The organism is Guptibacillus algicola (assembly GCF_020171805.1).
Taxonomy (GTDB): Bacteria; Bacillota; Bacilli; order Bacillales; family Guptibacillaceae; genus Guptibacillus; species Guptibacillus algicola.
In genome coordinates this window covers 1-11,460 of sequence record NZ_JAIVAF010000012.1, presented here as the reverse complement: position 1 = coordinate 11,460, position 11,460 = coordinate 1, and the positions used below count along the sequence as shown (strand labels likewise).

The following is an 11,460-nucleotide window of genomic DNA, read 5'->3' as shown; positions in this document are numbered from 1 at the left end:
TGACTATCTATCTTAAGCCTTAAGTCATACGTACAGTCGTTTTAGCACAGATGTAACGGTGACTTTCGTCGTTACTTTCTGGAAATTCCATTATACGGCCGATTTGCACACATTTTTTTACACATTTATGCGAATATAACAAATGTGAAAAAAACAAAAAAAGAGCAAGGAGATTATATGAAAATCGTACTTGATGAATCGCTTGGGCTTCAATCACTCCAAAGCGATACCATTTGTATAAAACCTATCAAACTAAAGGGTGCTGATGATTTAGGAGACTATCTCAATAAGTATGATTCTAGATTCCGATTATCAAAGAAGGTTCCCTTTGCCAACTGGAAGCTAGAGGATGAGATCGCGTATTTCATCGATCGTTTTCCTTCAGGTAGCAGAATTATTTATTTCTATGACCCTCAAGTACAACCAGCTGATGAGCTTAGGAAGTTATCAAACTGGCTTATGAACGAAAGATATGTGATTGCGATTCCGGCTCCAAGCAACCGAGCGCTGCTTTACATGCTCGTTGAAAAGGTTCAATCTCTCTCAAAACCTACAAAGCAGGAAGTCAATCGTTTGGTTGAAAGGTTGACTAGAACTGTATCAGGAACGGTCATCTCTCAAAAGCCAGCTGTCTTCTCGAATGGAAGAATGCTTCGTGCGTATCGAGAACCAAAAAGTGAAATCTACAAACGAGCTAATTGGAAAAACGAAAAAATAACTGTTGAAGGATCTGGAAAACTATCGGAAGTACTGAAAGCCGTAATCGTTCCGAAGGACGATTCAGAATACTGGGTTGTGAAAAAAGGCGTGTCGATCGACTTTCAAGGTGACCGCGATATTACGATAGCGAAACCCCACCTTCCGGTTAATGTTCCATTTATCCATATTGCTCGGATACCTATTAATAAGCGTTGGGGTGAATCTGATGATTGATGCAAAACGAAAAGCACTTATTTTTCTTACACTTGCTTTTATCCTTGCCGTCGTTGCGGCTGGCTTTATTCTAAATCAAATTCGGATGGCTCAGGAGTCATTGGGTGAAACGGTAAAGGTAGCAGCTGCAGGTTCTGATATCCGTTCATACACGTCACTTGAGAAAAGTGATATCGAATGGGTCGAGATGCCAAGAAGCAGCCAGGTATCCTCTTTCATCCAGGATGAGAAGGATCTAGATGAAGCGATCGCCGTCGTTAACTTAAATGATGGGGATATTCTTACAAAAAACGTTGTCAGGAAGAAGCTTGATATTCCGGCTGAAAACAGAGTCGTGTGGTTAAATCCAACGTCTAATGTCGTAATCGATCAAGCGATCACTGAAGGTGACCTTGTTGATGTGTATTCTGTTATGGAAACCAAAAGCGGCGTAACAACAGAGCGCTTGCTTGAAACGGTTCCGGTCGTACAACTAGAAGAAATTCAGTCGGATAATGACGACGAGTCGTTTGGTCCAGCAATTCGAGTATCGCTAGATTTGGACCAGGCTGAAAAATTGATCCATGCCCAAAACGCAGCGAAACAAATTCGTATTCTTCGTGTGAACCAAATTGCTGCAGAAGCAGAGCAAGCGAAGAAAGAAGCTGCGGCAAAGAAAGCGGCTGAGAAGAAGAAGGAAGAAGAGGCCAAAGAGGCCAAAGCAAAAGAGGCGGCTGAACAGAAGAAAGAAAATGCTAAAAAAGAAGCAGCGAAGGATGAGTCTGATGAGGAGTAAAGTGGGGTGGATGAGATGAGTTCGTCGTATAAGTCATTAATTTTATCAAAGAAAAAAGACGTTATTGAGTCGATAAGAAAAGAGCTTTTAGAAGGTGGCGTCGATGTCGTCACTCAGGAAGAATGGAAACCTTCTTTCTCTGAAACCTTTCAATTTTACTTTGTAGATAGTGATGAGCTTGAGGCTCTTCAAGCGATTACGGTTCCTACCTCGAGCTTCGTGATCGGGATAACCGATGATCGTTCGTTTGATGAAGGGAGACGATGGGTGAAAGCGGGGGCTTATGATGTATTGGTGTTCCCTGATGAGATGGACCGACTAGGTCAACTGATTATGGAAGTCCAGCAAAGTCTTGAATTAACAGAACAATCGTTCAACCGCGATTCAGGGAACGGTGTTGTCCATGCCTTTTATAGTGCAAAGGGTGGCAGTGGAACGACATTATTATCGATCCTAACAGCTCAGTCACTTCGAATTCACCATGATAAACGAGTCATGCTCATAGATTTAAATGCGCAGTTCGGAGGAGTTGAGCCGGCTCTTGGGCTTGAATTCTCAAGATCCTATTATGATCTACAGCCTGTTCTTCAGGAGCTGTCTTTACATCATATCGAGAACATTGCGATCAAAGATGAGCGAACAGGTATCGATGTATTGCCTGGACCTGCAAATCCAGCTAAGGCAGAAGAGATAAACGAAGAGCTGATCTCAAAGGTGATACGTACGTGCCGAGCGCACTATGACTATGTGATTCTTGATTTGCCTTCAGCCATCAGTACGATTAGTTTTACTGGATTAACAGAGTCGACGGCGATTCACTATATTCTGACCCCGGATAGTTTGGGGCTACGTGCTTTCAAAAATGCGATGGATTTATTCGAGCGGTTTCAGCTGAGCGGACGCAATCACCCTGTTTCACTTCTATTAAATCGGACACACCCAAAAGGTGAGTTAGCGGAAAAGGATATCGCGAGACTTCTTTCAAAAGAAGTTACCGCTTCGGTTCGATCCGATTACTTCGGTTTACAACCGGTTCTGAACATGGGTGAACCATTTTATAAAAAGAAAAATGATCGTGGTCAGTCAAAAGCAACGAAGGATATGAAGCTCTTTGTTGACAAAGTGTTGATGTAGAGGAGGTGAGTTTATGTCCTGGTTACAGCGAGCATCGAATCAAAGTACTCCACAGGCTAGAGAATGGGACGTTACAAACAGCCCTGAAGAAAAGTGGGTGAGGCACTACAAGAATCGGTTGATTAAAGAAGCGAATCTTGAGAGTATCACTACCCTTCCACCTCATGAACGAAAGCAAACGATCGAACGGCTCGTTAAACAAATGATCGATGAAGAAAAAGTCATCATTCCAAGTCAAGAAATGGAGAGGATCATTCGACAGATCATTAATGAATCTGTTGGATATGGCCCGCTAGAGGCGTTGCTTCAGGATGATGGCATCACAGAAATTATGGTGAACGGTGCGAACGAAGTGTATATCGAACGTGGCGGGAAAATGCAGGAAACAGACATTCAGTTCAAAGATGATCAACATATTCGTCATATCATCGATCGCATTATCGCTCCACTTGGAAGACGAATCGATGAAAGTTCGCCGATGGTAGATGCGAGACTGCCGGATGGAAGCCGTGTGAATGCGGTCATTCCTCCTATTTCACTAGATGGGCCTTCTATCTCAATTCGTAAATTTAATAAAACACCGTTTACGCTTGAGGACCTTCAAGGTTTTGGGACGTTTACGGATGAAATGGGACGCTTTCTACAAGCGGCCGTTAAAGCAAAAACGAATATCCTCGTATCTGGAGGAACGGGAAGCGGGAAGACAACTCTACTCAATGTTCTCTCAGATTCGATTCCACTCGGAGAGCGGGTCGTAACGATTGAGGATATGGCTGAACTTCGCTTTACGTATGAAAACCTTGTTCGTCTAGAAGCGAGGCCACCCAATATGGAAGGCAAAGGTGAGGTCACGATTCGTCAGCTTGTAAAGAATGCTCTAAGAATGCGTCCTGATCGAATTATTGTCGGAGAGGTTCGTGGTTCTGAAGCGATCGATATGCTTCAAGCCATGAATACGGGGCACGAAGGCTCTCTCACAACGGTGCACGCCAACTCGCCAAAAGATGCGCTTGGTCGTTTGGAGGCAATGGTCGTGATGTCAGGTTTACCGATAACAGTTGATATCATTCGGGGCTATTTTGTAGGAGCTCTCGATCTCATCGTCCAAACTTCAAGACAACCTGATGGTGGGCGTAAAGTAGTTAGCATAGCTGAAATTGCTGAAGTTAACGGGGAAATTGAAATTCATGACATATTCCGCTATGTGCGTGAAGGTGTAACAGCAGATGGCAAAGTGAAAGGGCATTTTGAGGCTACTGGGTATAGACCAAACCTTGTTGATCGCTTCAAAGCTTACGGAGTTGAACTACCTGATTCACTGTTCCTAGAGGGGGCGATCGTATGACTACTGCCCTCCTGGCACTTACCGCTGCATTTCTATCATTCTTTTTATTCATTTATTACGTCATGGAAAGTCGTCGAGCGAAACAGTCAGTTAAGAAGATCGATGAATGGTTTGAAACAGGTGAACAGACTAGAAAGAGTTTCGTGATTTTGATAGGCGATAAATACGACGAATCAGAGTTGTCACGAGACTTAGGGAAGAAGCTTGTCAAAGCGAACATTCGCCTAAAGCCCTCTGAGTATATGGGGATCTATTTACTTACTCTTGCAGTGCTATGGTTCGTGGGGTTTTTCTTATTAGGCTTACTCCCACTCATCGCACTATTGATCGCGTACTTCTCTGTATGGATCGGATCTAGACTTCTATTAAATGCAAGACAAGATAAGTTGAATGAAAGCTTCAACAAACAACTTCCTGAAATCTGTAGGATGATGTCTAATTCGATTAAGGCTGGTCAGACAATCCCACAAGGAATTGAAATGGTAGGGACAGAGGTGTCAGAACCAGCTGGTCCGCAATTTAAAATAATGGACCAACAAATAAAGCTTGGGGATGACGTTGAGCAAGTGATGGGACGTTTTCGAGAGAGATACTCGAGTAAGGAGATTTCGATATTCGTAAGTACGATTTTGATTCAACGGCGCGTAGGGGGAAACCTTGCTGAAGTGCTGGATTTAATGGCAGGAACGATAGAGGAAAGAGGTCGTGTTCAAAAAGAGATCCAAACCGCGACAGCAGAATCACGCTCGATCGCATACATTCTAGTGATCATGCCATTCATGATGGCGATTATGATGAACCTGTTCATCGAAGGCTTTCTAAACGTTCTATTCACAACATGGGGGCTGCTCCTATTCGCGATATTTTCCCTTATCATGTTCGCGGCTTTCATTCTGATCAAACGGATTTCAAGGATAAGGGTGTAACCTATGAGTTCATTATTAAGTGTTTACGCGGGTTTCTTAATTACTGCCATTTTATTAATACTACTAATCGGTTTTATCTATATCTACTTGTATATCAGCAAGAAACATAAGCTAGTCGACCAACTGAAGGTAGAGGAATCTGTTCGACAGAGCCGAGTGAGTTTTAGGCAAAAAGTGAGTGATCGCCTGATAAAAGCAGCTGAATATGCAGGACCAACAGGCGTTAAATACGCGTTCTTCTCAGATCGAGAAAAGGACGAAAACAACCTGATTCAGGCGGGTAATCCGATGGGCCTCAGGCTTGAAAGCTTTTATGGTCTTCGGTTCTTCCTTGGACTATGCGGAATCGTCGCTGGGATGTTCTACCTTCTTCTAGGACTTCCGCTTGCATTTGCGATGTTTCTCCTACTACCTCTTGGGGGCTATTTAGGGCCGAATCTATGGCTATTATTAAAAGCTCGAGAACGACAAGAAACGATTAGTATGATGATGCCAGACTTTCTCGATACCGTCAGCGTCACACTTCAAGCTGGTGTTGGATTAGATGGTGCTCTCCATCAAGTTACAAGGCAGTTCGATGGACCGCTGAGTGAAGAGGTAGAACGCTTTAATCGCGAAATTGATCTTGGCGTTCCGAGAAAAACAGCTTATGAAAACTTAATCAACCGAAATTCATCTAGAGAGCTAGAGATGCTTGTCAACTCTCTTATTCAGGGATCTACTCTAGGTGTTCCTGTTTCTAAAACATTCGCCATTCAAGCGGATGACCTTCGCGCCACTAGAAGCTTTAAAGCTAAGGAGAAAGCAGCGAAGGCAAGTCCTCAAATTACGCTAGTAACAACATTTTTCGTTTTGCCGGGTGTGTTCATCTTGATCATCGGATTACTAGCTCTGAACGTGATTTACAACCCTGGTGCATTTGGTCTTGATACCTTCTTTAATTAGAAGGTTCAAATAATAAAACTATTAAATAAAGGGAGAGATTACAATGTTGAACAAATTAATGATTAAATCTAAGGAAACGATGAATCAGTACGTAAATAATGAAGAAGGAGCTCAAGCTCTTGAGTGGGTAGCGCTTGGTCTAGTTGTTCTAGCAGTGATGGCAGCCGTTGCAACGGCGGTAGAAGGAAATGGGGATGGAATAGCATCCGCTATCGTTGATCGTATTTCTCAAATGATCAGTGACATTTAATTCGCTATGAGAAAGCTTACTTCTTACCTCAAAAATGAGAAAGGGTCACAAACGATTGAATTTCTAGCTGTATTCCCGCTTGTTATCGTGGCATTTATGATTATCTGGCAGATGGCGCTAGTGGCTTATGCGGTTGTTGTTACAGAGTCAGCTGCCAGAGATGGTGCCAGGGCGGCATCGGTAGGTGGGAATGCGGAACAAGTAGCGGAGCGTTCAGCAGGTGGCTTACAGATTCAATCTGTCAGTTCGGTTGAATCGGGAGAGGACATAACTGTAACGGTCGTTTCAAGAATTCCGACTGTATCAATTCCGCTTGTCGGTCAAATTGAACTTGATTTTGATGCTGATGCGACGATGCCGATGGAAGAGGATGACGACGAAGGAAATTTGCCATGACAAAACTACGTTCTTATCTAAAAAATGAACAAGGCAACAGTATGCTGCTGATCATGGTTGGGTTACTCGTCGTCTCCATTTTTATCAGCTTTGCTTTCTTTGATTTCTTTAATGTATTCATCTCAAAACGCGTCAGTCAAACAAGTGCAGATTCAGCAGTTCTAGCTGCATCAAGAGAGGCAAGAAAGTCTTATGACGAGGTGATTAAAGACAAGCTCGAAAATCGCCTTGAAGATATAAAGCAAAATGTCGCAAATGAGGAACTCGAAGATGCTGACATTGGTGGATGGCTTGAGAGTGAAATCGAAGGCGGAGACGATTCCTATCGTTCAGAAGTTGAGAAATGGATCAAAGAAGGCGATGGCGTCGACCTGGATGCGAATAAGCTACTACTCTACTTTTATAATGAAGAGGAAATTAGCGAGATTGCCTGTGAAGCCGTGCGAGGAAACATGTCTGAAATTGAAGATGCAGCGAATCGCTATGCCAAGAAAAATGGTGCTGATCGAAACGTAAGGGTTGAATTTGAAGAAGAAACCTTCAGCATTTACGTACAATCTGAACGCAAAGGTTCATACGTTACTGTTGAAGATTCACAGTTCGAAGGAATCAAAGCGGATGCTGCTGCTGGGATTGGGACACCAGTGGGAATCGATATAAGTTGTAAATAACAGAGGGGAGAGGGTACATAGTGGCGTTTAAACGTCTGATATCTCTGGTTTTTCTCATATTAATGCTCGCTACTAGCATATCTCCTATTGCTTTAGCTGAGGTTGGAGACGTTGACTATAAGAACGATAACTTTCAAAAAACCGAAAGTGACGGAGAGGCCACTGTTAATGACAGTAAGAAAGATAGCCATTGGTGGGAAGAAATCGGAAACTATATAGGAGACGCTTTTAACAAAGGAAGAGAGTTTCTAGCCCCACTTTTCGATACTGTCGGTGATATGGGGGATGTCATCTCTGATAGATGGAACAAACTAATGAATTTTGCAAGTGACAAATGGGGCGAGCTCAGTAGTTTGTCACAAGAATTGTGGGCATCTTTTACAGATTGGTCCGCAAACCTCTGGGACGGATTTATTGATGGCGCAGTTAATGGATGGAATGCATTAACGAATTTCACATCTAATCTCTGGGATGCTACGCCGAACTGGGTTAAATCAACAATAAGTTTTGTAGGCGTTGGCGCAGGGATCGTAGGTGGAGTCGCTCTTGGGATTATTAGCGCTCCAGTTGCGATTGCAGCAGGAATAGGAGCTGGCATCGCTGGTGGCGCTTATTACCTTATGAATCGAAACAGCGATTATAGTTTCCTAGGCTCATTAGGCTGGACAGCTGGTGGTGCGCTGCTTGGTGGGATTGGACAGGCTACTGGGGCGTTGGCTGCTGCTGGGAGAGGTTTGTTGAGTTTAGGGAAGAGTGCTTGGGGTCAGCTCAAATTATCCTATACTGCGAGTGGAACTCTGTCCAAGATAACTAACGGTGTGAGTGTGGGGGTCCGGATTTCTACAATGATGTCCTTAACAAACTCTATAATAACTGGTGAGTTTAATCATTCCCACTTATTAATTGATATTGTTGCAGGAGGTTTAGTAACTGGATTAATGGCACCTATTTCTTTATTTGCAGGTGGTTTACTTTCGGCTGGAAAGTTCGGTCAGTACGCTGCGTGGGGAGTCCCTATTGCTACCTTTGGTGGTATCGAAAACTTCATGGTTGAAGGCTTAAAAGGAGAATGGCTCTTTACTGAAAACTTCGTCGCAGGCTTCGTTGGAGGTATGTTCACATATGGAGTATTTTCTAATGTGAGTAACAAATTTTTTAATAGCCGGAGGGTTTTGAGTTGGCTAGGGAATCCATCTTCTACAGAGATGCTTGAAGAATTAACTGGTAAAGGAACAGAAGATATTGTAAAGAAAGAGGTGAAGGATGGATTTAACAATTCCGACTCTGGAAAATCAAGTGAGAAATCTTCAGAACAACAAAAGAAATCCCAAAAACCAGATCAACCAACTGATAATAGTAGGGAAAGAGAATTATTAAATAGTAACTATAGAAACCCAATACACCCGATACACAAATAAAAATCGATTAATAATATTTTAAAGGTGGAGGTGAATGTTAAAAGTGTGGAAAAAATTATCTAGGACTACAACGATACTAATAATACTCGCATTCGTAGTAATATTTGTTTATTCTCAGTTATTTATTGAAAACGGGAAATTAGATAATAATGATAAAATGTTTTTTGTGGGAATCATTATTGTGTTTGCATTTGGTGGAATTGTTTCATCAGTTAATCTTATAAGTGAAAATGGAAAGAATGTTACGGTTAAAACGATAGTTTGGGGTGCTATTTTATTTATATTACTTTTAGTATCTAGAGCCATAGGAGAGTTTTGGCTATGAATTAAAGTTTGTAAGAAGATGTGCTATCAAACTGTTGCACATTCTTGTTATTTTTGAATTTGAATAAGTTTCTTCTTTTATTAGAATTACTTGTTTACTAATAGCGTTATGCACTAACTTAATTAATTTACTGAAAAATATAGTGGAGAACACCAGGTGACAGTTATATGAGTAAAGTATGGGGTTATATAGAAGCGATTGCGGCAGTAACTGTTCTTGGCAGTACGTTAGGAATAGTTTTTTCATTAGGTGAATCACAGGGTGGGGGAGTCTACAAATTGACTGAACGCCCGCCGTGGTTGATTTATGCTGTAATAGTTGTATGTATAGTAAGTGTAATAGGTGTTTTTGCTCATATGAGCAGAAGAAACTTAGGGGAGAGTATTTCAGTACGTCTTATTCAAACTGTATTAATGATACTCTTCATCGGAGTAATTTTAACTATAACAAATTCGTTTAGGTAATAACCTATCACTAAAAAACATTTGGTTCATTTTATTGATAAGGTGTTTTATCGGAGGTGCACAAACTTGAAGAGGCATTCTGTTTTACTAATGGGGTTAATTTGCATACTACTAGCAGCTTGCTCTAACAACGGTGATGGTGCTAGTCAAGAAAGTAAAGATAACAAAGAAGAAGAACAGCAACAGGAAGTGAAAGCCGAATTTCCTGAAGCGGCGACAGATGCAGAGAGTATTGTAAAAGAAGCTCCGGGTTCTTTCATTAAGAGTGGTAAACAATCCATTAATCCTGATAAAGTAATAGAGAAAATTCCTTCTTCAGCAAATGCGGAGGAAGCTTATAACGGTTTGGTTTCTATGCTACATGCTGACTATAGCAAAGTGAATGAAGCGTACGAAAACTATAACCCTGAGTTTATGGATCTATTGAAGAAGGAAGAAGAGGTAGATGAAGAGAATGTCGTCATTCTTTTGGATTCTAGTGGAAGTATGGCAGGGCAAGTAAGCGGGGGAACGAAGATGGATCTCGCAAAAGATGCTTTAAAGCGATTTTCTAGTAGCTTACCTGAGGATGCCAATGTACTCTTAAGAGCATATGGCCATAAAGGAAGCAATGACGATAGTGATAAGGAGCTTTCGTGTAGTAGTAATGAGGTGTTTTATGAACTGAATACATACGATGAAAAGACATTTAATGAAGCTTTGAGCAAATTCGAACCTACGGGCTGGACTCCTTTAGGTGATGCTATCAGCTCAGTCCAGTCTGATTTAAAAGGGAAAGCTGGAGAAGGTGTAAAGAACAACATTTATATCGTAAGTGATGGTGTTGAAACGTGTGATGGAGACCCTGTAGAGGAAGCGAAAAACCTCCATGAATCAGATCTAGATGTAACAGTAAACATTATTGGGTTCAACGTAGATACAGAAGGACGTAATCAGCTCGAGGATGCAGCGGATGCTGGTGGCGGTTTTTATAAAACGGTTAATTCAAAAGTTGAACTAAACAACACCCTCGATCAATTAGTGGATGAAGCTCATGAATCAATTGAAGCAGACCTTGCATCAGCAAAGGCGGACATCTCAGTAAACAAAGAGCATCTACGAAAAATCAAACAGCTAGATGAAATCCGATCAACCTTTAATGATGTTGTTCAGACAGAAGAGGATCTTCTCTATAAAGCTGCCCAGGAACTATATTACAGAGAAAAGATTTCAAAAGAACAAGTAGAAATACTCAAAGAGAAAATTAATAAGCGTTCAGATATCCTTCTAGACTACAGCAACAAGAAACGTGAAGAATTAAGTGAAGTGACTAAGGAAAAGAAAGAAGAAATGTTCGATTTAATCGAAGAGAAGAGAGCGAGTTAAACAAACGTTTGATTGAATTAAATTAAGAAGAATTAATACATTTAAAGTCAGGGCGTAACTGTGCTCTGGCTTTTTTATTTGTTTTTCAAAAAATATCATCCTATGTATTGACCCACCATGAATCAACTGATATAGTAGATAACGTTGTTGCAAAGACAACATCATTAAATAAAAAAAGAGATTGACACTACTTCGGTAGTCATGTATTATTAATCACGTTGCTTCTTACGGAGCACGCAGATAACAATAAACAATCTCGAAAAAAGTTGTTGACATCGATTCCGACGAAATGTTATATTAGTTGAGTCGCTGAAAACGACAAACGAAAGATACAATTGATCTTTGAAAACTGAACGAAACGCCATGCAAGAAATTGTTTCTACGGAAACAACAAGTTTTAAAGCTAGATTAGACTTTCTATCGGAGAGTTTGATCCTGGCTCAGGACGAACGCTGGCGGCGTGCCTAATACATGCAAGTCGAGCGGAGAAATGGGAGCTTGCTCCCATTTCTC

13 protein-coding genes and 1 rRNA gene are annotated in these 11,460 nt (G+C 41.5%); all 14 read left to right on the top strand.

The window, feature by feature from the left end; all coding sequences use genetic code 11:
- Positions 1 to 177: 177 nt before the first annotated feature.
- The gene (locus tag LCM09_RS20275) at positions 178 to 933 is read left to right on the top strand and encodes a hypothetical protein (RefSeq protein WP_224885528.1); all 756 of its coding nucleotides are present in this window, start codon (positions 178 to 180) and stop codon (positions 931 to 933) included.
- Entirely contained in the window at positions 926 to 1,708 is a 783-nt protein-coding gene (locus tag LCM09_RS20270; protein ID WP_224885526.1) for a CpaB family protein, read from the top strand. The genes LCM09_RS20275 and LCM09_RS20270 overlap by 8 nt, the downstream gene beginning before the upstream one ends.
- Before the next feature lie 15 nt (positions 1,709 to 1,723).
- Positions 1,724 to 2,842 carry a CpaE/TadZ family protein gene (locus LCM09_RS20265; protein ID WP_224885576.1) on the top strand — a complete coding sequence of 373 codons (1,119 nt, stop codon included), beginning with the start codon at positions 1,724 to 1,726 and terminating at the stop codon, positions 2,840 to 2,842.
- A gap of 13 nt (positions 2,843 to 2,855) precedes the next feature.
- On the top strand, positions 2,856 to 4,187 hold the full coding sequence (locus LCM09_RS20260; RefSeq protein ID WP_224885524.1) for a TadA family conjugal transfer-associated ATPase: 1,332 nt from the start codon (positions 2,856 to 2,858) through the stop codon (positions 4,185 to 4,187).
- Positions 4,184 to 5,113 (top strand): type II secretion system F family protein, encoded by a 930-nt coding sequence (locus tag LCM09_RS20255; protein ID WP_224885521.1) that lies wholly within the window; start codon positions 4,184 to 4,186, stop codon positions 5,111 to 5,113. Before LCM09_RS20260 ends, LCM09_RS20255 begins: the two co-directional genes overlap by 4 nt.
- A gap of 3 nt (positions 5,114 to 5,116) precedes the next feature.
- Entirely contained in the window at positions 5,117 to 6,058 is a 942-nt protein-coding gene (locus LCM09_RS20250; protein ID WP_224885520.1) for a type II secretion system F family protein, read from the top strand.
- A 43-nt stretch (positions 6,059 to 6,101) separates the two neighbouring features.
- Positions 6,102 to 6,308 (top strand): hypothetical protein, encoded by a 207-nt coding sequence (locus tag LCM09_RS20245; RefSeq protein ID WP_224885518.1) that lies wholly within the window; start codon positions 6,102 to 6,104, stop codon positions 6,306 to 6,308.
- A 6-nt stretch (positions 6,309 to 6,314) separates the two neighbouring features.
- Complete coding sequence (locus LCM09_RS20240) at positions 6,315 to 6,704, top strand: TadE/TadG family type IV pilus assembly protein (protein WP_224885516.1); 390 nt, start codon at positions 6,315 to 6,317, stop codon at positions 6,702 to 6,704.
- Positions 6,701 to 7,375 carry a pilus assembly protein TadG-related protein gene (locus LCM09_RS20235; RefSeq protein WP_224885514.1) on the top strand — a complete coding sequence of 225 codons (675 nt, stop codon included), beginning with the start codon at positions 6,701 to 6,703 and terminating at the stop codon, positions 7,373 to 7,375. The genes LCM09_RS20240 and LCM09_RS20235 overlap by 4 nt, the downstream gene beginning before the upstream one ends.
- A 20-nt stretch (positions 7,376 to 7,395) precedes the next feature.
- Positions 7,396 to 8,793, top strand: a complete 1,398-nt coding sequence (locus LCM09_RS20230) for a hypothetical protein (protein ID WP_224885512.1) — start codon at positions 7,396 to 7,398, stop codon at positions 8,791 to 8,793.
- A 34-nt stretch (positions 8,794 to 8,827) separates the two neighbouring features.
- Entirely contained in the window at positions 8,828 to 9,118 is a 291-nt protein-coding gene (locus LCM09_RS20225; protein ID WP_224885510.1) for a hypothetical protein, read from the top strand.
- 167 nt (positions 9,119 to 9,285) lie between these two features.
- Positions 9,286 to 9,582, top strand: a complete 297-nt coding sequence (locus LCM09_RS20220) for a hypothetical protein (RefSeq protein ID WP_224885508.1) — start codon at positions 9,286 to 9,288, stop codon at positions 9,580 to 9,582.
- 66 nt (positions 9,583 to 9,648) lie between these two features.
- The gene (locus tag LCM09_RS20215; protein ID WP_224885506.1) at positions 9,649 to 10,947 is read left to right on the top strand and encodes a VWA domain-containing protein; all 1,299 of its coding nucleotides are present in this window, start codon (positions 9,649 to 9,651) and stop codon (positions 10,945 to 10,947) included.
- Between the two features lie 417 nt (positions 10,948 to 11,364).
- Positions 11,365 to 11,460 (top strand): 16S ribosomal RNA (locus LCM09_RS20210); the annotation flags it as partial.

Bases quoted from the DNA above. Each gene is read 5' to 3' on its own strand.
- LCM09_RS20235 (WP_224885514.1), top strand. From the start codon at position 6,701: ATGACAAAACTACGTTCTTATCTAAAAAATGAACAAGGCAACAGTATG.
- LCM09_RS20250 (WP_224885520.1), top strand. From the start codon at position 5,117: ATGAGTTCATTATTAAGTGTTTACGCGGGTTTCTTAATTACTGCCATT.
- LCM09_RS20245 (WP_224885518.1), top strand. From the start codon at position 6,102: ATGTTGAACAAATTAATGATTAAATCTAAGGAAACGATGAATCAGTAC.
- LCM09_RS20265 (WP_224885576.1), top strand. From the start codon at position 1,724: ATGAGTTCGTCGTATAAGTCATTAATTTTATCAAAGAAAAAAGACGTT.
- LCM09_RS20260 (WP_224885524.1), top strand. From the start codon at position 2,856: ATGTCCTGGTTACAGCGAGCATCGAATCAAAGTACTCCACAGGCTAGA.
- LCM09_RS20220 (WP_224885508.1), top strand. From the start codon at position 9,286: ATGAGTAAAGTATGGGGTTATATAGAAGCGATTGCGGCAGTAACTGTT.
- LCM09_RS20275 (WP_224885528.1), top strand. From the start codon at position 178: ATGAAAATCGTACTTGATGAATCGCTTGGGCTTCAATCACTCCAAAGC.
- LCM09_RS20225 (WP_224885510.1), top strand. From the start codon at position 8,828: ATGTTAAAAGTGTGGAAAAAATTATCTAGGACTACAACGATACTAATA.
- LCM09_RS20240 (WP_224885516.1), top strand. From the start codon at position 6,315: ATGAGAAAGCTTACTTCTTACCTCAAAAATGAGAAAGGGTCACAAACG.
- LCM09_RS20255 (WP_224885521.1), top strand. From the start codon at position 4,184: ATGACTACTGCCCTCCTGGCACTTACCGCTGCATTTCTATCATTCTTT.
- LCM09_RS20270 (WP_224885526.1), top strand. From the start codon at position 926: ATGATTGATGCAAAACGAAAAGCACTTATTTTTCTTACACTTGCTTTT.